This is a genomic window from Yersinia vastinensis, assembly GCF_902726565.1.
Taxonomy (GTDB): domain Bacteria; phylum Pseudomonadota; class Gammaproteobacteria; order Enterobacterales; family Enterobacteriaceae; genus Yersinia; species Yersinia vastinensis.
In genome coordinates this window covers 24,586-50,036 of sequence record NZ_CACVAF010000004.1, presented here as the reverse complement: position 1 = coordinate 50,036, position 25,451 = coordinate 24,586, and the positions used below count along the sequence as shown (strand labels likewise).

Here is a 25,451-nt window from a genome sequence, read left to right as displayed (position 1 = left end):
TTTCATGTTATTAAAAATAGGTAAGCATTATGAATGAAAACAGAATGCTGGGGTTAGCCTATATATCACCTTATATATTAGGGTTGATAATATTTACGGCTTTCCCCTTTGTATCATCTTTCTTTCTCAGTTTTACTGAGTATGACTTAATGAACCCTCCTGTTTACAACGGGATCGAGAATTACCGTCATATGTTTCTTGAAGATGATTTATTCTGGAAATCCATGGGCGTAACTTTCGCTTATGTGTTTCTTACTATTCCATTAAAATTGGCATTTGCTCTGGGGATCGCTTTTGTACTGAACTTTAAATTACGTGGTATCGGTTTCTTCCGTACCGCATTCTATATTCCATCAATTCTCGGCAGTAGCGTAGCAATTGCCGTTTTGTGGCGTGCCTTGTTTGCTATTGATGGCTTGCTGAATGGTTTCATCGGTGTATTTGGACTTGATCCAGTCAACTGGCTGGGAGAGCCAGCACTGGCATTGACATCTGTCACGTTACTGCGTGTTTGGCAGTTTGGTTCTGCCATGGTCATCTTCTTGGCCGCATTGCAAAACGTTCCTCAGTCACAGTATGAAGCGGCCATGATTGATGGTGCCTCTAAATGGCAAATGTTTATGAAAGTTACCGTGCCACTGATTACGCCGGTTATTTTCTTCAACTTTATTATGCAAACTACTCAGGCATTCCAAGAGTTTACTGCGCCATATGTCATTACTGGTGGTGGGCCAACCCATTACACCTATTTATTCTCGCTTTATATATATGATACGGCGTTTAAATACTTTGACATGGGCTACGGTGCTGCACTGGCCTGGGTATTATTCCTGGTAGTCGCCCTCTTTGCCTCTATTGCATTTAAATCTTCCAAATATTGGGTCTTCTACTCCGCCGATAAAGGAGGAAAAAATGACTGACGTACAAAATTCCAACCAGAAAAAATTAGATCTGGCGCAGGATATTGCTGATGCGGAAATTAGCCGCACATTACGTAAAGCGAAAGTCAGTGCTGCCATCCGCTATATTGTGTTGATTATTGTCGGACTGATGATGCTTTATCCGTTGCTGTGGATGTTCTCTGCAGCCTTTAAACCTAATAATGAAATTTTCACCACATTAGGATTATGGCCAGAGCATCCGACACGGGATGGTTTTGTTAACGGTTGGAGAACAGGTACGGAATATAATTTCGGTCATTACATGCTTAACACCTTTAAGTTTGTTATTCCGAAAGTTATTTTGACCATTATCTCTTCGACTATCGTGGCGTATGGTTTTGCGCGCTTTGAGATCCCTTGGAAGAAATTCTGGTTCGCAACATTAATTACCACCATGTTGCTGCCAAGCACTGTGTTATTGATTCCGCAATACATCATGTTCCGTGAAATGGGCATGCTGAATAGTTACATGCCATTGTATCTGCCACTGGCATTCGCAACACAAGGGTTCTTCGTCTTCATGCTTATTCAGTTCTTGCGCGGTGTACCACGCGATATGGAAGAAGCAGCACAAATCGACGGATGTAACTCTTTCCAAGTGTTGTGGTATGTGGTCGTGCCAATCTTGAAGCCAGCCATTATCTCTGTGGCACTGTTCCAGTTCATGTGGTCAATGAACGACTTTATCGGCCCACTGATTTATGTCTACAGCGTAGATAAGTACCCGATAGCACTGGCGCTGAAGATGTCAATTGACGTGACCGAAGGCGCACCGTGGAACGAAATTCTGGCAATGGCAAGCATCTCCATTCTGCCGTCCATCATTGTTTTCTTCCTGGCTCAACGCTACTTCGTTCAGGGCGTAACCAGCAGCGGAATTAAAGGTTAATAGAGGATTTATCATGGCTGAAGTTATTTTCAACAAATTAGGCAAAGTTTACTCCAACGGTTTCCGCGCGGTTCATGGCATTGATCTGAAAATCCATGATGGCGAATTTATGGTGATTGTTGGCCCATCTGGCTGTGCTAAATCCACTACCCTGCGTATGTTGGCAGGCCTGGAAACCATCAGTGATGGTGAGGTGCGAATTGGTGATCGGGTTGTGAATAATCTGGCACCGAAATCTCGTGGTATTGCCATGGTGTTCCAGAACTATGCGTTATACCCACACATGACAGTGAAAGAAAATCTGGCTTTTGGCCTGAAGTTGAGCAAGCTGCCAAAAGAGCAAATTGAAACACAAGTTGCTGAAGCTGCAAAGATTTTGGAACTAGAAGACTTACTGGATCGCTTACCGCGTCAGCTGTCTGGTGGTCAGGCACAGCGTGTTGCTGTAGGCCGCGCTATTGTCAAAAAACCAGATGTCTTCTTGTTCGATGAACCGTTATCAAACCTGGATGCCAAACTGCGTGCATCAATGCGTATTCGCATCTCTGATTTGCATAAGCAATTGAAAAAAAGCGGAAAAGCAGCGACTACTGTTTACGTTACTCATGACCAAACAGAAGCCATGACCATGGGTGACCGTATCTGTGTGATGAAGCTGGGCCACATCATGCAAGTGGATACGCCGGATAACCTCTATCACTACCCTACCAATATGTTTGTTGCCGGTTTTATCGGCGCGCCGGAAATGAATATTAAACCGAGCACGCTGGTAGAAAAAGACGGGAAAATTGGCCTGACCGTCGGCCAATACACCCTGGTATTGAATGAAAGACAGCAGGCTAAAGTTGCCGCCCACGCCGGAGAAAAAGTGTTCTTCGGTGTACGTCCTGAATTCGTCAGCATGTCTATGCAGCCGTTTACTGACAATCACTCACAGGGTGAATTGGTGCGGGTGGAAAACATGGGTCATGAATTCTTCATGTATATCAAGGTTGACGACTTTGAATTGACCTGCCGCTTACCGTCTGACGAAGCACGACCAATTATTGAAAATGGTCTGAATCGCACCGTGTATTTCCAGTTTGATATGGATAAATGCCATATCTTTGATGCAAAAACAGAAAAAAATATCTCTCTTTAACAGGAGCAGTACCCAATGAAAAAAGCGATTTTACACACGCTGATAGCATCCACTCTGGCGTTATTATCACACCAAGCTTTTGCCGCTCAGGACGAAGTGAATTTACGTATGTCATGGTGGGGGGGCAATGGCCGCCATCAGGTAACTTTGAAAGCGATCGAAGAATTTCACAAACAACATCCGAATATTAATGTTAAATCGGAGTATACCGGCTGGGATGGTCACTTATCTCGTCTGACGACACAAATTGCGGGCGGTACTGAGCCTGATGTTATGCAAACCAACTGGAACTGGCTGCCTATTTTCTCTAAAGACGGTACTGGCTTCTACAATTTGTTTAACGTCAAAGAACAATTAGATTTGGCGCAATTTGATCCGAAAGAACTGCAACAAACTACCGTCAATGGCAAGTTAAACGGTATTCCAATTTCTGTGACTGCACGTATCTTCTATTTTAATGATGCGACATGGGCAAAAGCAGGTTTAGAATATCCTAAGACTTGGGATGAATTACTTGCTGCCGGTAAAGTATTTAAAGAAAAACTGGGTGATCAATATTATCCAGTGGTATTAGAGCACCAAGATACATTAGCACTCATCCGCTCTTATATGACTCAAAAATACAACATTCCTACCATTGATGAAGCAGGTAAGAAATTTGCCTACTCACCAGAACAATGGGTTGAATTCTTTACCATGTATAAAACCATGGTAGATAGTCATGTTATGCCATCCACTAAATACTATGCTTCATTCGGCAAGAGTAATATGTACGAAATGAAACCATGGATTAATGGTGAGTGGGCGGGTACTTATATGTGGAACTCCACAATAACCAAGTATTCCGATAACTTGACCAAACCTGCAAAACTGGTTCTTGGCCCATACCCAATGTTGCCAGATGCGAAAGATGCCGGTTTATTCTTCAAGCCAGCGCAAATGCTTTCAATTGGTAAATCAACTAAATATCCAAAAGAAAGTGCGATGCTAATCAACTTCTTATTGAACAGTAAAGAAGGGGTTGAGGCATTAGGTCTGGAGCGTGGCGTGCCATTGAGCGCAACAGCTGTAACCCAATTGCGTGCTAGTGGTGTGATTAAAGATGAAGATCCTTCAGTTGCGGGTTTGAATATGGCGCTAGAGTTGCCACATAAAATGACAACTTCACCATACTTTGATGACCCACAAATTGTTTCCCTGTTCGGTGATGCAATTCAATATATCGATTATGGTCAGAAAACCGTACAAGAAACAGCAGAATACTTTAATAAACAAGGTGACCGTATTCTGAAACGCGCAATGCGTTAATTAATTAGTTTAAATTAATTTAAGTTTCTATTAAACCCTGCCATTAATTTGGCGGGGTTATTTCGTTATATGAATGAAAATAAAATAGCCAATTAGACCGACATCACAAATTAATATTTGTTTAAAAAATTAATCGACAACAAAGATCTGGATCACACAATTATTTATCAATACAAATAGAATATGCATTCACAACAAATGAAACGTTGTTTCTTTATTCGTGAACTTGTTTTTCAATCGTATGTTGATTCTTTATAAATTTGTTAATAAAAATTGATTTAAATAACCATAACCCTGGGATTATATAAAAATGAAATTTAAATTACTGACTCTGGCAGTGGCATCTGTAATTAGTTTTAGCTCTGTAGCAACAACTATTGACTATCGGCATGAAATGAAAGACACCAGTAAATCTGATCATAAAGACCGTTTACTGATCTCCAACCGCTTTGCTAATGGTTTTGGTCTATCTTTAGAAGGGAAATGGGGCCAGCACAGCTCCGATACTACCCCGAATAAACCATTCAATGAGCAAGTCAGTAACGGTACTGAAGTCGTTGCCAGCTATGTTTACCAATTTAATAAAACATTCTCATTGGAACCAGGTTTCTCATTAGAGTCTTCTTCCGACTCTAACAACTACCGCCCTTACCTGCGTGGTAAAGTCTCCTTCACTGATGATTTCTCAACATCACTGCGTTATCGCCCATATTACAAGCGTAACCAGCCAGCTCAGACTAAAAATACAGAAAAAGGCCATGAGTTCACTATGCTGTTCGCCTATAACTTCTTGAAAAACTATTCAGCTGAATATGAATTGAACTACAAGAAATCCGAAGACGAAATTCTAGCAAACAAAGAGAAAGAAGAATGGAGCCATGATCTGAAAGTGGCTTACAAATGGGATAAAAACTGGAAACCTTATGTTGCTATCGGCAACGTGGCAGGGAGCAAAACAACTGACGAGCGTCAAACTCGTTACCGTGTAGGTGTGCAGTACAGCTTCTAATTATTCAGGCGTTATGAGTACCCTCATCATTATTTGTTAGATTATGCCCATACCCGTATTATTTTGGGGAAAAGTTGACTCCCAGTCGCTTTTCCCCTTTTTTTAGTCTCATCATCCCCCCCTAATGCATCGCGTAGTGCCGAATTATTCAGCCCCAACATTTTCGCCAAAGAACAAACATTGCGCAGCTCAATACCCACGTGGGATTGACCACTCATCACCAGAGAAAAATGAGACATTTAGTTACAGCGTAACGGCTATCTATAGCGAGATAAATCTCATATACTGGATATATCAACAGCTACAGATTCGGAATTCAAGTATGACAGGGGAAGGACACCTTATTTTTTCTGTCGCCTGCGTTATTTTTGCCAAAAAAGTCGGCCTTACGCCTGAACTGGCACATGGCGATTGGTGGCATATCATCCCTGGCGCCCTGTTAACTTCCCTGCTACCCGATATTGATCATCCAAAATCAATCTTGGGCCAGAGGCTAAAGTGGATCTCGACGCCTATTGCTCGCGCATTTGGCCATCGTGGCTTTACACATAGTTTGCTGGCAGTAGTAGGCGGTATTGCACTATTTCAAATGGATATTTCACGAGACTGGATTGTCCCCGCGGACGCATTTCATGCAATGATTATTGGTTATTTCAGTCACCTATTAGCAGACATGATAACACCCGCAGGAGTCCCTCTCTTATGGCCATGTCGCTGGCGTTTTTCTATTCCAGTTTTGCGGCCGCAGAAAGGTAATCAATTGGAACGAGTGCTATGCGTGCTATTAGTTTGTTTTTCCATCTATTGGCAAACCGATACCACTATTCCACTGCTATCCTATATGGAGCAATTGAAAAATTTTAGACTGTGATCACACTTTTATGGGCAAATAATAACCAATACGAATGCATTCCATACAAATAATTGCAAAAATTTATAAACAATTCTTTTTGGATATAAGTAGGTCACAGAGTAGCTGCTACCATACGCGGCTAGCTGCACAATTGACTGTGCCTGGCTGTGTTTTCTATAAAAATAGAAACAGAATGCGCAGCCAGTATTTAAAATAATTATTTGGAGATTTGGGGATGAACCTACCGCTTGTGATTAATGTGCTGCTCTTTGTGGCACTGCTATTACTCTTGGCACAAACCCGGCATAAAAATTGGAGTCTGGCCAAAAAAGTTTTGGTAGGCCTAGGGTTGGGCGTGTTATTTGGTCTGGGGCTGCAATGGTTTTATGGTGCGGAAAATCCAGTACTGAAAGAATCTATCACTTGGTTCAATATCGTCGGCAATGGTTATGTGCAACTGCTGCAGATGATCGTTATGCCGCTGGTATTTGCCTCAATCTTAAGTGCGGTTTCTAAACTACATAACGCCTCTTCGCTTGGCAAAATCAGTGTATTAACCATTGGGACCTTGCTGTTTACCACATTGATAGCAGCGCTCGTCGGTGTATTCGTTACTAATCTCTTTGGCTTAACAGCCGATGGTTTGGTACAAGGAACACAAGAGTCGGCCCGATTAAGTGCTATCGAAAGCAATTATCTTGGTAAAGTGACTGATCTGACAGTTCCTCAGTTGATTCTGTCCTTTATTCCCAAAAATCCATTTGCTGATTTAACCGGGGCAAGCCCAACCTCAATTATCAGTGTGGTTATTTTTGCGACTTTCTTAGGCATCGCATCCCTGCAATTGCTGAAAGATGATGTAGCGAAAGGTCAGCGCGTACAAGTGGCTATCGATACATTGCAAGCTTGGGTGATGAAGCTCGTGCGTCTGGTCATGAAACTGACCCCTTATGGTGTATTAGCATTAATGACCAAAGTGGTTGCGGGTTCTAATATTCAGGACATTATCAAGCTAGGCAGCTTTGTTGTGGCCTCGTACCTCGGTCTGGCCATCATGTTTGTTGTGCATGCAGTGCTATTGTCTTTCACCGGTGTTAATCCGTTGAAATTCTTCCGCAAAGTATGGCCTGTGCTGACGTTCGCTTTTACCAGCCGTTCCAGTGCTGCCAGTATTCCGCTGAATGTCGAAGCACAAACCCGCCGCTTGGGCGTACCTGAATCTATCGCCAGCTTCTCAGCCTCTTTTGGTGCAACTATCGGACAAAATGGCTGTGCCGGGCTTTATCCTGCGATGCTAGCTGTTATGGTCGCACCGACTGTCGGCATTAACCCGCTAGATCCGGTATGGATTGCTACACTGGTGGGTATTGTTACCATTAGCTCCGCGGGGGTTGCCGGTGTCGGCGGTGGTGCAACTTTCGCAGCACTGATTGTGCTGCCAGCATTAGGGTTGCCTGTCACACTTGTTGCATTACTTATCTCTGTTGAACCATTGATTGATATGGGCCGTACGGCATTGAACGTCAGTGGCTCGATGACCGCCGGTACGATTACCAGCCAATTAATGAAACAAACAGATAAAAACATTCTTAACAGTGATGATGATGGTGATTTAGCTCATCAATAAACACTGCGATATTGTCATATAGAGAAAGCCAGTCTTCACGACTGGCTTTTTTATTTTTGGCCGCTGATGGGCTTATTTATGTAAATGGAACGAATAAATGGAGGCCACTATCACCCTTTTTTTAAGTTCGCGAAGGACGATATTTCTCAACCAATGCTAACGCAATGGCTTCTGTTTCTACATCAGGCACTCCACTGAAATCCTGCGCTCTAAAATGCATCTGGAATGCTTTAATGACTTGTTGCGTTTCATTATCCAGTTCGCCACTTTGTGGGATTTGATAACCATAGCGAGCTAATGCCTGCTGAATAATACTGACTGAGGCACTATCTTGCTTATTACGGCCATCAATATACTTTGTGACTGTCGCGTCATCTGGCCAGGCACCCACACCAAGTTGGGCCAAACGTTTCCATGGGAATAACGGACCGGGATCGGATTTTCTCAGAGGAGCAATATCGCTATGAGCTACAACATCTGTTGGGTCAATACCATAACGCTCAACAATGTCCTTCGTTAGCCGCTCAATCAATTTAATCTGTGATTCATTGTATGGGTACCACTCCCTACCCAACATCTTCTCTGTGAAGCCCTTATTGACGATTTCAATGCCTATCGAAGTATCATTGAGGCTAGAGCGCCCGTGCCAATTGCTAACACCTGCGTGCCACGCCCGCTGAGATTCAGGAACCAGCTGCAATACAATAGGTTTGCCATCAATACTGTCAGGGTGGGTTTTGACCAAATAATGTGCGCTAACTTCACCCTGTGTGAGTATTTTCAACGAGGTAGCATCATCTGTCGCTGTATAGTGAAGCACCAAAAAACGCACTCGCTCATTTTGAGCAACTGAAGGCATACTGGTATCAACTTTATACTCGCCACGGTCGATCAATTTATGCGGTTTGCCGTTATAAGGGCTACTACACCCCGCCAGCAGTAATAATAGCCCCGCGCTTAATAACTTCCTCATCATCCTTCTCCCTATAATATGCTTAAGCACGGTTATAGTGACTCAACTAAATTAAATGGGCAGTAAACAGTACATTTAAATAATAACTAATAAACACGAATAATACTTACGCACGAGAAGATGCTAACGCTGCCGAAGATGTTATACGCCAACCAATAAAAAACGGCCCCTAAAAAGGGGCCGTTTAAGATGGAAAGGAATAAATAGTTATAATTAACAGCTGATTACACGTATCCAATAATTATACAGTATTTACCCTAAATAGAGATTTCCTTAGAAAGGATAATCGCGATAGCCCATCTGTTCTGAAATATTACGTGCCGCGCGGTGTAAAGATTTTACAATGTCACTCTTGTTGTCTTCAGAGAAACGTAATGTTGGGTATGAAATACTTAACCCCGCAATCACGACACCGAAACGGTCGAAGACAGGAACAGCGATACAACGTAAACCTTCTTCTTGCTCTTCGATATCTTCACCAAAGCCTTGCTCACGTACCTGATCTAACACGGGTAACAGTTCTGCTGCGCTGCCCAAAGTATGTTGAGTACTGCGGGTGAATTCGATATGAGACAAGATTTCTTCTACTTCTGCTCGGTCACGCCATGCCAGCAACACTTTACCAATTGCAGTACTGTGCAGTGGGTTACGACGCCCAATACGAGAATGCATCCGCAGGTTATACATAGAATCAATTTTATGTATATAAACGATGCTGTCTTCATCCAAAGCACCCAAGTGAATAGTTTCACGAGTTTCATTGGATAATTCACGCATTTGTATATCAGCGCTACGAATCAAATCGACATTCTGTAACGCTTTGGCCCCTAACTCAAACAACTTCAACGTCAGGGAGTATTTCTCTGATTCGCCTTCCTGTGCAACATAGCCCAAGGATTTCATGGTCTGGAGGAAGCGGTACACTGTACTCTTAGGCATCATTACACGTTGAGAAAGTTCGGTAATACCAATTTCCCGCTCTTCACCCAATGCCTGTAAGATGCCAAAAACTTTCAGAACCGACGAAACAGAGTCGGGTTGTTTATCTAGATCTGCAATAGCCATTTTTTGGTTACCCTACTCAGTTTTCTGTGTTTCATAAAACAATACGTTTTAAAAAAAATAGAACAGTGGTTTTATTATAAAGGGAAGTCGCGAGACTGTGCAATAAACCAATGTGAATAATCGGATAAAAGCCTTGCAGACAGCAAATTAGCCTCTTTCCATGAAAGAGGCTAGTGCAAAATTTAACTATTTCCAGACAGATTCAGGCAATGTAGCCAAATATAATGCTGGTTTACCGTGAACATCCGAGGTGAACAGCACTTGTTTATCATCAGGAGTAAAAGAAGGATGCGGATGTGTTACCTGGCGGTCACCTTCGAATACTTTCCATGAAGTGTCATGACGCGCAACCCGATGTTGAGTACCGTTCTTCATGTTGAAGACATACAAGAAAGGATCATTTTCAATCTTATAGCCACTGTCATCTTGGACATCGACTGGGGCATCAGAACCGTCACCAACCATCAGAGTGCCATCATAATTACTCATAAGATGGGAACACGCTGGCATAGAAGTTAATTGGCGGTTCTCTAACGTTTCTGGATCAGCACTGCAAATAAAGCGATCTGTGCTGCCTTTCATGTAAGAAACATACACCAAGGCTGAACCATCTGGCACCCAGAATTCATGGGTGCAACTCTCGCCTTCTGCGTGAGTTTTTACCTTACGCATATTGGTGCCATCTTCATTGATTAGCCACATACGAGCATCAACCAAATCATGCGGGCCTTCGTGGCAGAAAGCGACCGTATTGTCATCGTATGGGCGATAGATTGGATGACCAAGCCACTGGTTTTCTTGTAAAATCACCGTTGACTCGCCAGTTTTCAGATCAACACGCATCAGACGGCAGCACGGTTTAGTGAAATAGAATTCGTGGAATTTCTTCCAGTCAGTCAATGGCTGCCAATCTTCACGTTTAATTTCAATCCCCACAAGTTTGGTGCAATCTGAGTTTGCTACCCAAGTGCCGTACCCGACCCATTCTTCTGGAACCTGATAAACCACGTTCTCTTCCAAAGAGACCAAATCAACACGCATTAGATTACGGCCATCTTTGACATAAAACAGCGCATCATCATCAGGTGACAAGAAACCACCAAAAGTATTGTCGCCACGCCCTTCTGTCAGTTGTGTTGCCACCTGAGTATTAAGGTCCAACAAGTAGTAATTCCACGGACCATCAAAAGCACCGCCAAACAACAACTTGCTGCCATCACGGGTGAAACATTTTTGATAGAAATAGTTACGGTGGCAAGTAACATCTGGAGGCGTCAGACGAGTCACTTGTGCACCAGTAGAGGCATCCTGATAAGTATCAAATGTCAGGGGGATTTGTTTACCTTTGGCCATCCGGAAAGTCCTTAAAATCATCAGAGAATTAAAATTTGCCCACTGGGGGGAGCCTGTTCGGCTAATACTATCTCACATTATAGAAACGATGTTTCATTTTTCCGTGATCATGGTTCTGTTTTTACTGATTTACACAAATTACTGACCTTATCAGGCGGTTAATCTGGTTTGGAAAGGAGCTTCTATATCCTAGGTTACAAATAACCCAAATCTCAGGGATGCATTCAAGCGCAATAATCGTTAGCATAGAAAAAATCCCCTACCTTATTATTTTTACAGATAAAACCTATGAACCCATCAGCAACAGATGGAATGCCGGTTCCTCAGCGCTATGCAGCAATACTGGTCATTGCTTTAGGTATTACCATTGCAGTGCTGGACGGCACTATTGCTAACGTCGCATTGCCAACCATCGCCCGCGACCTCAATGCCAGCCCAGCGACATCTATCTGGGTAGTGAATGCTTATCAGCTGGCAATTACTGTATCTTTGCTTTCCATGGCTTCTCTGGGCGATATCATTGGTTATCGGCGGGTCTATCAGGCCGGCTTACTGGTATTCAGCGTGACCTCACTCTTTTGCGCTCTGTCAGACTCGTTATGGACGCTAACATTTGCCCGAGTACTGCAAGGGCTTGGCGCTGCGGCATTGATGAGTGTTAATACCGCTCTGATTCGTATTATTTATCCTCGGGCGCAGTTGGGTCGGGGGATTGGTATTAACTCATTGATTGTGGCAGTTTCTGCTGCAGCCGGGCCAACTATCGCCTCCGCGATATTATCCGTTGCATCCTGGCAGTGGTTGTTTGCAGTTAACGTGCCCATAGGATTACTGGCATGGGGGCTGGGCATGAAGTATTTGCCTGCCAATAATATGAAAAGTAATGGTAATCGCTTCGATGTCACCAGTTGCATAATGAATGCGCTGACATTTGGCTTACTGATCACGGCTATCAGCGGTTTTGCTCAAGGACAAAGCCCGACACTGATTGCTGCCGAAGTCATTGCGTTACTGTTTATCGGCTTCTTCTTTGTGCGCCGCCAACTTAACCAGTCTTTCCCTTTGTTGCCGGTGGACTTACTCCGTATTCCTATTTTTGCACTCTCAATAGGATCATCAATTTGTTCATTCACCGCACAAATGCTGGCGATGGTTTCGTTGCCCTTCTTCTTACAAAGCGTATTGGGCCGTGATGAAGTCGCCACCGGACTGCTACTAACACCATGGCCACTCGCCACCATGGTTGTTGCGCCCATCGCCGGGCGTTTAGTTGAGCGTTATCATGCCGGGTTACTGGGTGGGATCGGGCTGGCTGTTTTTGCCAGTGGTTTATTCCTATTAGCGATTTTACCTGCCGACCCCAGTGACATAGATATTATCTGGCGGATGGTGCTGTGTGGCGCTGGCTTTGGCCTATTTCAGTCACCTAATAACCACACCATTATTTCCGCAGCCCCCCAACAGCGCAGTGGTGGTGCCAGCGGCATGTTGGGTACAGCAAGACTATTGGGACAAACTACAGGGGCTGCGCTAGTTGCGCTGATGTTTAATCTGTTTTCCACCAGCGGAACCCATGCATCACTGGTCTTAGCGGGGTGCTTTGCCAGCATTGCTGCGTTGGTCAGTTTGCTTCGCGTGAGCCAAAAACGTAGTTAAGTTACTGATGATGAGATTGCCCCATTCTGATGGGGCTTTTTTATTTTCGAACATGACTAATTTTTATTCTTTATGTTGTAAAAGGCAATCTAACTTAACTGATATTAATATCCTTGTTATATTCATTAAATTAGTATTCTTATATTTTATTTTGCATTAGTTTTAATACTTTTCCGAAGCTAATCGTTTTTCTTCCAATGTGACTCATTCCCTCCTCGGGTAAATAACTGAATTTCACATACAGTATTTCCCCGTTTTCCTTTTGCTTGGTGTCTAACTTATGCAATGCCTCATACAAACTTTTGAGATCACTAGGAATACCTGCTGTGTCAGTAATAATTTTACCAAAAGGTAAAAATTTTTGTACCTGCTCAACAGAGGCTATCAACAGATCGTTTAGAGGAAATAATCCGGTGAACCTCTCCTTGATAACATAAGGAGCGATACCCATGTAAATATCGGGCAGTTCAATAATATGATTTTCAATTCCGCTGGTTTCATTGTTTAACAAAAACTCTGTGACTTCAGCCGCAGTGCCAATCAGTACCAGCGGCTTGACTCCTGCTCCTTGCTCAGAAAAAACATATTCATTGTTGGAGTCTTTGACGGCTTTTTGCAGTTCGCCACGATCAACAATCACACTGTAATACTTCCCTTCCTTCACTTTTGGGACTGGCTCCCGCCACATATTAATTGTTGCCGCATAAGATGCATGAGTACCTAAAATACCGACTATTAATAATAGTGATGATGACATGAGTTTTTTCATAATTAATCCATATAAAGTAATGTTACTTATTGAGTGTTAGCGAAATATAATGGTTAAGGAATTTAGATTTAGCACAGCTTCTTGCATGGTGATGACATTTTTCTTAATGACGTATTATGGCATAAGGATAATAAAGCGTATTTTTCCATTCAATGATGGAGAGATACAATCGTCATGATATGATTTTCCATTACCTCCATCTTATTTTTCATTATATATAATGATGAAAATCTTAATTTTAGCGCCAGAGCGAGTACGCAGATTATGAATTGGCACTTTGAATTTGAAGGAAATAAAGACGAAGAATAGTGGGATATGTTTGACGTATCAAACCTATAGCCCTGAATCTGGGGGGAACAGCTATAACGTAAAGGAGAGCCTCTCGCGAGACTCTCCTTTAATAGTATTATTGCTCTACCGGCATGTAGGTTATTTCAGATATTGACCAGAACGCAGAGCTTCAATACGTTTATCCAACGGTGGATGTGACATAAACAACTCACTGAAAGATTTAGATTTACCGTTAATGCAGAAGGCCATCATACTGCCCGCCTCTTGCGGCTCATAACTGGTTTTCAAACGTTGCAATGCGGCAATCATTTTCTCACGACCAACCAATCTTGCTGAACCTGCATCGGCATGGAATTCGCGATGACGCGAGAACCACATGGTGATAATGCTAGCAAGGATACCGAACACTAACTCCAATACCATTGATACCGCAAAGTAAACCATCGGATTGCCAGAACTACTCCCCTCATTATCACGATCACCAGACAAGAAGCCGGCAGCGACTTGTGCAATCAGACGTGAAATGAAGATAACAAAGGTGTTCACAATCCCTTGAATCAAGGTCATGGTGACCATATCACCATTGGCCACATGACTAATTTCATGGGCAATAACAGCTTCAGCTTCATCGCGGCTCATGTTTTGCAGCAGGCCAGTACTGACCGCAACCAAGGAAGCATCGCGGCGAGCGCCAGTCGCAAAAGCGTTGATATCCGGTGCCTGATAAATAGCTACTTGTGGCATGGCAATGCCTGCCTGCTGAGACTGACGACGAACAGTTTCTAGCAACCAGCGCTCAGTTTCGTTACGGGGTTGTTCAATAACTTCGCCACCCACAGAACGCAGAGCCATCCATTTGGACATCAGCAACGAAACGAATGCGCCGCCGAAACCAAACAGACCGGCCATAATCATCAGCCCTTGCACACTGCTGGACTGAATACCTGTCAGGCTAAGTACCAACCCGAACACCAACATAACGGCCAGGTTGGTGAGAAGGAACAGAGCGATACGCATCATAGAAATTTATTTCCTTATTGTGTTAATTGACGATCTTATTAAATCGACACGGCATTTAAGTCAAACTAGCCATAAACATGAATGATGACTTAGCCAAATTCTACTGAGATATGCTGATCGTATGGGCATCTGATAAATTTTCAAGGCTTGTTAAGTTCTAACAGAGTAAATCAACATAACTTTACAAATTTGGATACTTTTTATTACATATCAAGCTATTTTTTCGCCAATCTTTCCGCCTTGTCATGGAAAAAAAGTAAAAAAAATCCGGACTCTATTGAGCCCGGATGATTCTTCACACCTGAAACTACTTCACTGGTGTTGCTGTCGCTGTTGCCAATTGAGGCTCCACTTGCGGTTGCGCTTTTTCTTTATGAGCTAAATCCAGCGCGATATGCACAGTTTCATCCAGATAAGGGTCAGGTTCCTGATAGTCTTTTGGCAAATCCTCCAATGACTTCAGTGGCTTTTTCCCTTCACGTTTGAAGCGTTCATTCAAGCGGTTCAAACGCGTAGCATCATCATCATGATTCTCTTTTTCACGTTGTGCATAATTAAGAGAAATAATGTTTTTCTTATCTTTCAGTGCTTTATATCGCTCAATATCCTGTTGGATATGTTGAAACTCAGGATCTGCGGCAATACGCGCAGCATGAGATTTGAGCAACTCAGACTCAATAGGTTTCAGATCACCCGTTTTGGTATAACTGGCTGCATTGATGCTATCCCAAGGCAAGGCATTATCTTCGAAACTTTCACCTGTTTCTGCCGGATCTACACCTGTAGGCATCACAATATCTGGAGTGACCCCTTTACGTTGAGTACTGCCACCATCAACCCGATAGAATTTCTGAATGGTGTATTGCAAAGAACCCAATGCCGGCCATTCAGGACGTAGCATCTGATCGTAAATACGATTCAGCGAACGATACTGTTGAACCGTGCCTTTGCCGAAAGTTGGCTCCCCGACAATCAATGCACGCCCATAGTCTTGCATTGCCGCAGCAAAGATTTCAGAAGCAGATGCACTGTAGCGGTCAACTAAAACCACGAGCGGGCCTTTGTAGTACACTACACCGTCGGTATCACTGTCTTCGCGCACTTTGCCGTTGTTATCCCGCACCTGAACCACTGGACCACTTGGAATAAACAAACCAGACAACGAAACCGCCTCGGTCAGTGCTCCACCACCATTGCTACGTAAGTCAATGATAATGCTGCTGACATTCTGTTTTTCCAGCTTCTGTAATTGCACCTTAACGTCTTCCGTCAGGCCAACATAGAAACCCGGAATATCCAGTACGCCGACGCGCTCTTTACCGATGGTTTTCACCGACATTTTCACTGCACGGTCTTCCAGACGAATGCGCTCACGGGTCAGTGTCACCGTGCGTGGCTTGGTCCCTTTACCGGCAGGTAAGATTTCCAGACGCACTTTACTGCCCTTCGGTCCTTTGATTAAGGCGACAACATCGTCCAGACGCCAGCCAATGACATCAACCATTGGTTTACCGGTCTGACCGACACCAATCACCCGATCACCCACCGCAATAGTTTTACTTTTCGCCGCTGGACCACCTGGAACCATGGAGTTGATTAATGTGTAATCATCATCCATTTGCAGGACAGCACCAATACCTTCCAGAGACAAGCTCATCTCAGTATTGAACTGTTCAGTATTACGTGGGGATAAATAGTTAGTATGCGGGTCAATTTCGTGGGCAAACGCATTCATGATCAGTTGGAAGACATCTTCGCTATTACTTTGCGTCAAACGTTTGATGGCTGCCTGATAGCGCTTTGTCAGCGTTTCTTTGATTTCTTTATCCGTTTTACCGGTTAGCTTCAAATTAAGCTGATCGTATTTAACTTTTGCGTCCCAAAGCTTATTTAGCTCGGCTTCGCTGGTCGGCCACGGGGCTTTGCTGCGGTCAATATCAATGGTGTCATTGCCGGTAAAGACCATTGGTCTGTCCAACACTGACAACGCATATTGATAGCGCTCAAAACGGCGTTTTTGCGCCAAATTGAATAATGCAAACGGTGTATCTAGCTGACCTGATTTTAATTCATCGTCCAGCGAATGTTTTTTATCCGCGAACTGAGCCACATCTGATGCCAACAACACGTTATGGCTGTAATCCAGCATGTTGAGGAAGCGATCAAATATTTTGGCGGAAAACTGATCGTCCAATGCAAACTGACGATAGTGAGAGCGAGTGAAGCGCGATGTTACGCGCTCACTCACGGTTGCATGCTCTGGTTCCTGACGCAGTTGAGGAAGTTGATCAATACGATACGTTGTATCGGCCGCGTAACTCATCCCCGCCAGTAACAAGCCTGCGATTGCTGTTAGTCTGACAAAATTGTTCATGCCTAGGTTGGCCTCCGTATCAGAACTGCAAGTGTTCTGCGCGCACAATCATCGCCAGACCGGAAGATAGCTGCACCCGTACGCCATCTTTAGCGATTTCTAATACGGTTGCGTCCATCGCACTCTTACCTGCTCTGACTTTGATTTCTTGACCAATTTGCAGTTTAGAGATATCTGTGACCGGCACAGGGCGTGGCTGGTTTTCCTCAGCCTGTGGACGAGGTGGCCGAGCTTGTTGCGGGCGAGGTGACTGACGAGGCTTGCGGTTTTCCACAGCCGCACCCGCTTCACGACGCGGTGCAGGTTTTTTACCTGCCGGACGTGGGCGACGTGGCTCTGGGGTTTCACCCGCAGCAATGGCAGCTTCGCGCTTTTTAGCTTGTTGTTCAGCACGTTGTGCTTGAACACGGGCTTTCGCCTCTTCCAGCTGTTTACGGGCATGTTCAACATGCTGTTCTTCCAGCACACCACAAGGGTTGCCATCCAAATCAACACGCTCAGCTCCGACTTTGATCCCATAAAGATAGCGCCAGCTTGAGGTGTAGAGACGCAGCGCAGAACGCAATTGCGTTTTGCTTAAATTCTCTTCCCCCTGAACACGTTCGACCAGATCTTGAAAAATACCGATCTTTAATGGACGTGCTTCGCCTTCGGCGGTAAAACATAGCGGGAACCGCTCAGCCAAAAAGGCTATGACTTCTTTACTACTGTTCAACTTAGGTTGATTTTCCATGAAATTTCCTGATTACAACGGGTTGCCAACAAGCCGCAGGCATGAACAGGCGTCATTATAATGACGCTATCAGCAATTGCCACGTTATCCGTATATCAACTTGCAGTCTGTGTAACATATTTTGTACTGTCACAAAGCTCAAGATGCTCGCAAAGCCCCGCCACAACTGAGATTAAGCCCAATTCGTCGTCTTTATCAAAGCGATCATAAACTATGCTGTCGATATCCAAAACGCCGATAACTTTCCCCTGAACCGTGATTGGCAGCACAATTTCAGCATTGCTGGCCGTGTCACAAGCAATATGTCCGGGGAATGCATGCACATCACCGACTCGCTGAACGCGGTTTTCTGCCACCGCCGTCCCACAGACGCCTTTCCCGACAGGAATGCGCACACAAGCGATTTTCCCCTGAAAAGGACCGAGCACCAATTGATGACCATCGAGCAAGTAGAAACCCGCCCAATTTAACCCCTCAAGGCGTTCATAAAGTAAGGCGCTGGTATTGGCCAATGTGGCGATGAAATTGGTTTCACCCGCAATCAGAGCACTCAAGTCACGTTTTAATTCCGCGTAGAATTCTGCTTTTTTCATGTAATGACCGTTAGAAACCTAAGGATAGCCAGAGGCAATAGTTATGCGTAGCTTATATAAAATAATCATTAAATGCGCCTGCCGACAAGGTTATTCCGCGCTAATGAAGCAAAAGAGTTAGCAACATTGGCAGTTTGACCCTTTTTGCCCCTTGTTTTGAGTGATTGCTCTGCTACCATCCGCGCTATTCTTTATAAACCGGTGTCGGTGTCTGGGTTCTACACGATGAAGATACATGCGATTCAACGCCCCTTATCCACTGCACGGGTTCAACGATGCTGCGAGTGTGATGCGCTGTTTACCTTGCCACCACTCAATGGCAGGCAAACCGCGTATTGCCCACGTTGCAGTGCAAAAATTGCCAGTGGGCGCGATTGGTCACTGACCCGCCTAACCGCCATTGCGGTTGCCATGCTGTTATTGATGCCATTTGCGTTTACCGAGCCACTTATTACTATCCGTCTGCTTGGAACTCGCATTGATGCCAGTTTACTGGAAGGTATTTGGCAGATGAGCCGCCAAGGGGACCCCATCACAGCCAGTATGGTGGCTTTTTGTATTCTGGGCGCCCCTATCACTCTCACCATCTCAATTCTCTATTTGCGCATTGGTAGCCGGATTGGCATGAATCTGCGCCCCATATTATTGATGTTGGAGCGGCTAAAAGAGTGGGTCATGCTGGATATCTATCTGATTGGTATGGTGGTGGCCTGTATTAAAGTTAAAGAATACGCTGACGTGATGGCCGGTACGGGGTTAATCGCTTATCTGACACTCACCTTGCTCAGTATTCTGGCACTCGTGCACTTGAATCTGGAGCAGCTATGGGAGCGATTTTACCCCCAAGAGCAGCCCCCAGGCCCGAGAGAGACACTGCGCGTTTGCCTGTCTTGCCACTATACTGGGCATCCCGACGCGCTGGGCCGCTGCCCACGTTGCCATACCCCGTTACGTCATCGGCGTCGCCACAGTATCCAAAAAACGTGGGCGGCATTAATTGCCTCGATAGTCCTGCTGCTGCCGGCGAACTTGTTGCCAATATCCATTGTTTACGCCAATGGCACTCGTCTGGAGGATACTATTTTCTCTGGCGTGGTTTCACTGGCGTCATCGGGGAACCTGCCTATCGCGGCGGTTGTTTTTATTGCCAGTGTATTGGTGCCGTTTACTAAAGTTATTGTCTTAATAACATTGCTGCTCAGTATCCATCTGAAAACACAGCACAGCCTGAAAACCCGCATGCGATTGTTGCGTCTTATTACTTGGATTGGCCGCTGGTCGATGCTGGATCTCTTTGTTATTGCGCTAATGATGTCGCTGATTAATCGTGATCAGCTTCTTTCCTTCACGATGGGGCCTGCAGCCTTCTACTTTGGGTCTGCGGTTATTTTGACTATCCTTGCTGTTGAGTGGCTGGATAGCCGATTGATTTGGGATGCACATGCAACAGGAAACGCCGAGTACACCGACTGAGGCACAAATTAAACACAAACGCCGGATATCGCCGTTCTGGTTGCTGCCTTTTATTGCACTGCTGATCGCCGGTTGGCTGGTTTACAACAATTGGCAAGAGCGTGGCACCGAGGTCACGATTGATTTTCAATCTGCCGCCGGGATTGTGGCTGGGCGTACCCCTATTCGTTATCAAGGTGTCGAAGTCGGGATGGTGCAATCCATCAGTCTGGATGATGACCTACGTAACATTAAAGTCACCGCCAGTATCAAAAATGATATGGAAGATTCACTGCGTGAAGGCACACAGTTTTGGCTGGTCACCCCCAAAGCCTCGCTAGCAGGTGTTTCAGGGTTGGACGCATTGGTAGGCGGTAACTATATCGGAATGATGCCGGGTGAAGGTAAGCCCCAAAACCACTTTACAGCATTAGATACCCAACCAAAATTTCGTATGAATACCGGTGAGTTGATGATTCACTTACATGCGCCAGATTTGGGTTCCCTCAACAATGGCTCACTGGTCTACTACCGTAAAATTCCAGTGGGTAAAGTCTATGATTACAATATTGCGCCTGATAATAGCGGCGTGGTCATTGACGTACTGATTGATCGCCGTTTTGCCAAGCTAGTCAAAAATGATACTCGCTTTTGGAATGTGTCCGGTTTCAAAGGCGATTTCAGCTTGAGTGGTGTCTCTGTGCAAATGGAAAGCCTGGCGGCATTGGTGAATGGTGCTATTGCCTTTGACTCCCCACAGAACAGCCAAGATGCGAAACCAGACCGACCTTTCCAGCTTTATTCTGATTTGGCACACAGTCAACGGGGGGTGGCCATCACACTGGATCTTCCGAGCGGCAATAATTTGAGTGAAGGCCGCACGCCGTTAATTTACCAAGGTTTGCAAGTGGGTACGCTGACCAAAATGACGCTCCAGCCTGATAGCAAAGTTGTTGGTGAGCTGACCATTGACCCCTCGGTGGTTGATTTAATGCGGGCTGGTACGCGTATCGAAATGAATAGCCCCCGCATTAGTCTTAATGATACCAATCTCAGCACGCTGTTGACCGGCAATACTTTAGAACTTATCCCCGGAGAAGGCGAGCCGCAGCAACGTTTTACTGTCCTGCCCAGCAGTAAGAGTCTGCTACAGCAACCTAATGTACTGGAGTTACATTTAACCGCGCCACAAAGCTACGGTATCGATGTGGGTCAGCCTATCTCCTTGCATGGCATTAAAATTGGTCAGGTGCTAACCCGTGAGTTGTCTGCTACTGGCGTCAGTTTTACCGCTGCCATTGAAGCGAAATACCGGGATTTGGTGCATAAAGACAGTAAATTTGTGGTGAACAGCCGTATTGATGTGAAACTGGGGATTGACGGCATTGAAGTGCAAGGAGCCAGCGCACAGGAGTGGGTTGATGGCGGTATTTTGATTCTGCCGGGCAGTAAAGGCGAGCCTCTGAGCCAGTATCCGCTCTACAGCAGTGTGGATAAAGCCACTGATGGGATTTTAGGCAATGGCCCAGCCACCACTCTCTCCTTAACTGCGAGCAGCTTGCCAGATGTCCAAGCCGGTTCTGTCGTGCTGTATCGTAAGTTTCAAGTCGGTGAAATTACTCGCATCAGACCGAAAGCCAATGAGTTTGAGGTGGATGTTTACATCCAGCCGGCGTATCGCAACCTGCTCACTGATAAGAGTATTTTCTGGGCTGAAGGTGGGGCGAAAGTGCAGTTGAACGGCAGCGGACTGACCGTGCAAGCCTCGCCTCTGAATCGAGCATTAAAAGGTGCGATCAGCTTCGATAATCTTGAAGGTGTCACACTGGACAAAGGCGCTAAACGAACGCTTTATAGTAACGAAACCGCGGCACGCGCTGTTGGTAGCCAGATTGTATTGCGCACCTTCGATGCCAGCAAACTGGCAACAGGGATGCCAATTCGCTATCTGGGCATCAATATTGGTCAGGTTGAATCACTAAAACTGGCACCTGAGCGCAATGAAGTGTTAGCTAAAGCAGTGCTCTACCCTGAATATGTGCAAAGTTTTGCCCGTGCTGGGACGCGCTTCTCCATAGTTTCACCAGAGATCTCTGCCGCAGGGGTCAATAATCTCGATACCTTGTTCCAGCCCTACATTAATGTTGAGCCCGGTAAAGGTGGAGTATTGCGAACCTTTGAGTTGCAAACAGCTACGATTACTGACTCCCGCTATCTTGATGGGTTGAGCATTATTCTTGATACCGCAGAAGCAGGATCACTACAAATTGGCACGCCGGTATTGTTCCGGGGGCTTGAAGTAGGCACGGTCACTGGCTTTAATCTGGGAGCGATGTCTGATCGGGTACAAGTCTCTTTACGCATCAGCCAAAAGTTCCAGCAGTTGGTACGGCAGAATACCGTTTTCTGGCTGGCATCGGGCTATAACCTTGAGTTTGGCCTGACGGGCGGAGTGGTAAAAAGTGGCACCTTCCAGCAATTCATCCGTGGTGGGATTGCTTTTGCCACTCCTCCTTCCACGCCACTGGCCCCGAAAGCCAGCGTGAATCAACACTTCTTACTGAACGCCGAAGAACCTAAAGACTGGCGAAATTGGGGAACCGCGATACCACGCTTCTAGCTCAGAGGGTTACTCAGGGCCGTATATCTGGCCCTGAGTATCATTCCCACAAACGTCTAACACACACTGACGTAGCCACCGATGAGCAAGGTCGGCATCCATTCGTGGGTGCCATAACATAGAGACGGTAATCGAAGGGAGGGTGAGAGGCAGCGGAAAGCTGTACAGACCATCACGTAAATTCAGGGTATGCCGTTTAGGAACCGTTGCCACTAAGTCGGAACCTCTCACTAACGCCAACGCCGTTGATATGCCATCAACATACGTCACCCCATGTCTCTCCAGCCCCAATAAGTGTAATGCATCGTCAATCGGCCCCTTATGGCCCTGACGCCGCGAAATAATAATATGCCGTTGAGTTGCATAGCCTTCAGGCGTTATCTCTTTATCAATTAAGGGGTGCCCCGCCCTGACAACACCAATAAAACCGTCACGAAAGAGCGCTCGGGTGCGTAGTTCAGGACTCGCTGAAGAGCCGACAACACCGGTTTCTAAATCGACGATGCCATCACGGAGTAATGCACTGTCTTTATTCAGTTTTTGCATAAATCGTAACTGCACACCCGCGGCATCTTGGTGAATTCGCGCTAATAGTGCGGCCCCAAAATTTTCGACAAACCCATCGCTGGTCCTTAATGTAAAAACACGGGTTAACTGGGTAAGGTCCAGTTTCTCCGCCGGGCGCAGTACCGATGTGGCGTCTTGCACCAACTGACTGACCTGTTCACGTAACTCAAGCGCTCTGGGGGTTGCAACCAATGAGCGCCCGGCCCTGACCAACAAAGGATCGCCTGTTGTCTTTCGTAACCTTGCTAACGCGCGGCTCATCGCAGAAGGACTCAGCCCTAAGCGCTGGGCTGCACGCGCCACACTGCCCTCTGCAAGCAGCACATTGAGTGTGATTAATAAGTTGAGATCAGGTTTTGTCATGCTCTGACTTTAGCACACACTTATATGACATGGCGTTTAACGCATGAATAAACTGCAACTGGTGCGTCTTCCGCCCTATCTAACAATGAAATAGTCTCCTGCCTAGGTCTTTCAGGAGCAACCCCTAATGAAAATCGACACCAATAGCACAAATTTACACAGCGCCGAAAATACGGGTCTACAAAAGACCGTTATCAGTCTCTCTTTACCAATGCTGCTTTCATCATTAGCCACCAGTATTGCCAATGTTGGATTACCCACATTAACCCAAGCTTTTAATGCCTCTTTTCAACATGTGCAGTGGGTAGTTTTGGCTTATTTACTGGCCATCACCACATCAGCCATTAGCATTGGCCGTCTTGGAGATATCATCGACAAGCGCTTGCTGCTAAAAATCGGAATCGGCGTATTCTCGCTGGCATCTCTGGGTTGCGCATTGGCTCCTACGCTCGGAGTATTAATTACCGCTCGCATCCTACAAGGATTGGGGGCTGCGGCAATGATGACACTCACATTGGCGTTGGTGGGTGAAACAGTCGCTCAGGATAAAATTGGGCGCACAATGGGCATGCTCGGTACGGTATCGGCCATCGGCACTGCGCTTGGGCCATCGCTCGGCGGCATGTTAATTGCTGGGTTTGGCTGGCAGTCCATATTCCTGACAACCCTTCCTTTCGGGCTTTTAGCTCTGTGGTTGGCATCACGTTATTTGCCAAAAAGCAGCACGCCTTCCAGTAGACCGCCGTCTGGTTTAGACCCTTTAGGCATGCTGTTGTTAGGATTCACTCTCGCGCTATACGCGCTTTCAATGACACTGGGGCACGGCACATTCAATCTATTGAATTTTGCGCTACTCATCGGGGCGGTGGCTGGCGCCGGGTTATTTCGCTGGGCCGAAAAGAGAGCTGCATTTCCCCTCATTCAGACAACGATGCTGCACCACACTGTACTGCGCAATGGGCTAATCATGAGTACATTAGTCACCACCATCATGATGACCACACTTATTGTTGGACCGTTCTATCTAACATCAGCATTAGGTTTAGGGACACAATGGGTTGGGTTGGTAATGTCTGCTGGCCCGCTGGTTGCGGCACTGAGTGGTATACCCGCCGGGTATTTGGTCGATAAATTAGGTGCCAACATTATGGTGACACTTGGGCTGACGGGGCTAACTTGCGGCGCTATGGTGTTATCAATCGTCACGCCTACCGTCGGCATTTTGGGTTACCTCATACCAGCCTGCCTAATTACTGCAAGTTACGCTCTCTTTCAGACGGCCAACAACACCCTAATTATTCAATCAGTGAGTGCCGAACAACGGGGCGTGGCCTCTGGCATGTTAAACCTTTCACGTAATCTGGGGCTGATTACAGGAGCATCTGTCATGGGGGCTATTTTCTCCTTCGCCTCTGCTCCACAGAATCGGGTGTTAGCAACCGCCATAGATATGACTCGTGGAATGCAATTTACGTATAAGGTCGCCACGCTATTTGCTCTCATAGCTTTAGGAATAGCGGTAATCCATATGAAAAATAAATTTAAACAATAGGGACAGCTCTGCAACGAATCGCCATTATATATTTCTTGGCTGAATGGATTCAGATCAAAGGTTACAGCCCCTTAAACATAAATTTACCTTGAATGTATGGATTATATCATTATCGGATTTATTCCAGCGAAATTAGTAATAAATGATAAATATGAGATGGATAAGTAAATTTTTAATTAATGTTGGACACTTTCTGAATCTTGCTGCTATTACTTAAATGTCTAGAATTTTTAATGATTAGTATCATAAATATCGATTGCGCTACGTTATTGGCGCAACTCAGTTCTAGATTAGCTGGCTGC

General features: G+C 45.4%; 20 protein-coding genes. 11 read left to right on the top strand and 9 right to left on the bottom strand.

From position 1 onward, the window contains the following. The first annotated feature begins 29 nt into the window (after positions 1–29). The 7 genes from HUZ92_RS07050 to HUZ92_RS07020 all read left to right on the top strand — a co-directional run bounded on the left by HUZ92_RS07050 (position 30) and on the right by HUZ92_RS07020 (position 7,768). Positions 30–920, top strand: coding sequence for a carbohydrate ABC transporter permease (locus HUZ92_RS07050; RefSeq protein WP_050097521.1), 891 nt, complete (start codon positions 30–32; stop codon positions 918–920). After that, positions 913–1,830 carry a carbohydrate ABC transporter permease gene (locus HUZ92_RS07045; protein WP_050097519.1) on the top strand — a complete coding sequence of 306 codons (918 nt, stop codon included), beginning with the start codon at positions 913–915 and terminating at the stop codon, positions 1,828–1,830. Before HUZ92_RS07050 ends, HUZ92_RS07045 begins: the two co-directional genes overlap by 8 nt. A gap of 13 nt (positions 1,831–1,843) precedes the next feature. After that, on the top strand, positions 1,844–2,971 hold the full coding sequence (locus HUZ92_RS07040) for an ABC transporter ATP-binding protein (RefSeq protein WP_050097516.1): 1,128 nt from the start codon (positions 1,844–1,846) through the stop codon (positions 2,969–2,971). 15 nt (positions 2,972–2,986) lie between these two features. Next, complete coding sequence (locus HUZ92_RS07035; protein ID WP_050097515.1) at positions 2,987–4,279, top strand: ABC transporter substrate-binding protein; 1,293 nt, start codon at positions 2,987–2,989, stop codon at positions 4,277–4,279. Positions 4,280–4,589: 310 nt separating this feature from the next. Continuing rightward, positions 4,590–5,288, top strand: a complete 699-nt coding sequence (locus HUZ92_RS07030) for an oligogalacturonate-specific porin KdgM family protein (protein ID WP_050097512.1) — start codon at positions 4,590–4,592, stop codon at positions 5,286–5,288. Positions 5,289–5,610: 322 nt separating this feature from the next. Further along, complete coding sequence (locus tag HUZ92_RS07025) at positions 5,611–6,159, top strand: metal-dependent hydrolase (protein WP_050097510.1); 549 nt, start codon at positions 5,611–5,613, stop codon at positions 6,157–6,159. Between the two features lie 217 nt (positions 6,160–6,376). Further along, entirely contained in the window at positions 6,377–7,768 is a 1,392-nt protein-coding gene (locus HUZ92_RS07020; protein WP_050097507.1) for an L-cystine transporter, read from the top strand. A 121-nt stretch (positions 7,769–7,889) separates the two neighbouring features. Here the strand turns inward: HUZ92_RS07020 and HUZ92_RS07015 are convergent, their stop codons facing one another. The 3 genes from HUZ92_RS07015 to ogl form a co-directional block, all read right to left on the bottom strand. Then, positions 7,890–8,741 (bottom strand): N-acetylmuramoyl-L-alanine amidase, encoded by an 852-nt coding sequence (locus HUZ92_RS07015; protein ID WP_050097505.1) that lies wholly within the window; start codon positions 8,739–8,741, stop codon positions 7,890–7,892. A 273-nt stretch (positions 8,742–9,014) separates the two neighbouring features. Further along, on the bottom strand, positions 9,015–9,806 hold the full coding sequence (kdgR, locus tag HUZ92_RS07010) for a DNA-binding transcriptional regulator KdgR (protein WP_050097504.1): 792 nt from the start codon (positions 9,804–9,806) through the stop codon (positions 9,015–9,017). 186 nt (positions 9,807–9,992) lie between these two features. Beyond that, on the bottom strand, positions 9,993–11,159 hold the full coding sequence (ogl, locus tag HUZ92_RS07005) for an oligogalacturonate lyase (protein WP_050295384.1): 1,167 nt from the start codon (positions 11,157–11,159) through the stop codon (positions 9,993–9,995). 288 nt (positions 11,160–11,447) lie between these two features. On the opposite strand from ogl, the gene HUZ92_RS07000 reads away from it, so the two are divergent. Continuing rightward, complete coding sequence (locus HUZ92_RS07000) at positions 11,448–12,815, top strand: MFS transporter (RefSeq protein WP_050097501.1); 1,368 nt, start codon at positions 11,448–11,450, stop codon at positions 12,813–12,815. Between the two features lie 139 nt (positions 12,816–12,954). Here HUZ92_RS07000 and HUZ92_RS06995 read toward each other — a convergent pair whose 3' ends face one another. The 5 genes from HUZ92_RS06995 to HUZ92_RS06975 all read right to left on the bottom strand — a co-directional run bounded on the left by HUZ92_RS06995 (position 12,955) and on the right by HUZ92_RS06975 (position 18,595). Next, positions 12,955–13,584, bottom strand: coding sequence for a hypothetical protein (locus HUZ92_RS06995; protein WP_050097499.1), 630 nt, complete (start codon positions 13,582–13,584; stop codon positions 12,955–12,957). A gap of 429 nt (positions 13,585–14,013) precedes the next feature. Then, positions 14,014–14,895, bottom strand: coding sequence for a protease HtpX (gene htpX / locus HUZ92_RS06990; RefSeq protein WP_050097497.1), 882 nt, complete (start codon positions 14,893–14,895; stop codon positions 14,014–14,016). 307 nt (positions 14,896–15,202) lie between these two features. Then, a complete protein-coding gene (prc, locus tag HUZ92_RS06985) occupies positions 15,203–17,269 on the bottom strand; it encodes a carboxy terminal-processing peptidase (protein ID WP_050097494.1) in 2,067 nt (688 codons plus the stop codon). 19 nt (positions 17,270–17,288) lie between these two features. After that, positions 17,289–18,002: an RNA chaperone ProQ gene (gene proQ, locus HUZ92_RS06980; protein ID WP_050097492.1), complete on the bottom strand. Its 714-nt coding sequence runs from the start codon at positions 18,000–18,002 to the stop codon at positions 17,289–17,291. Positions 18,003–18,097: 95 nt separating this feature from the next. After that, entirely contained in the window at positions 18,098–18,595 is a 498-nt protein-coding gene (locus HUZ92_RS06975; RefSeq protein ID WP_128450815.1) for a GAF domain-containing protein, read from the bottom strand. Positions 18,596–18,820: 225 nt separating this feature from the next. On the opposite strand from HUZ92_RS06975, the gene yebS reads away from it, so the two are divergent. Further along, positions 18,821–20,068: a membrane integrity lipid transport subunit YebS gene (gene yebS, locus HUZ92_RS06970; protein ID WP_050097488.1), complete on the top strand. Its 1,248-nt coding sequence runs from the start codon at positions 18,821–18,823 to the stop codon at positions 20,066–20,068. Beyond that, complete coding sequence (locus tag HUZ92_RS06965; protein ID WP_050097486.1) at positions 20,037–22,667, top strand: PqiB family protein; 2,631 nt, start codon at positions 20,037–20,039, stop codon at positions 22,665–22,667. Before yebS ends, HUZ92_RS06965 begins: the two co-directional genes overlap by 32 nt. A gap of 9 nt (positions 22,668–22,676) precedes the next feature. On the opposite strand, the gene HUZ92_RS06960 is transcribed toward HUZ92_RS06965, so the two are convergent. Next, positions 22,677–23,597, bottom strand: a complete 921-nt coding sequence (locus tag HUZ92_RS06960) for a LysR family transcriptional regulator (protein WP_050097484.1) — start codon at positions 23,595–23,597, stop codon at positions 22,677–22,679. Between the two features lie 127 nt (positions 23,598–23,724). Here HUZ92_RS06960 and HUZ92_RS06955 point away from each other — a divergent pair, with 127 nt between their 5' ends. Further along, entirely contained in the window at positions 23,725–25,149 is a 1,425-nt protein-coding gene (locus HUZ92_RS06955; protein WP_050097483.1) for an MFS transporter, read from the top strand. Positions 25,150–25,451: the final 302 nt, after the last annotated feature.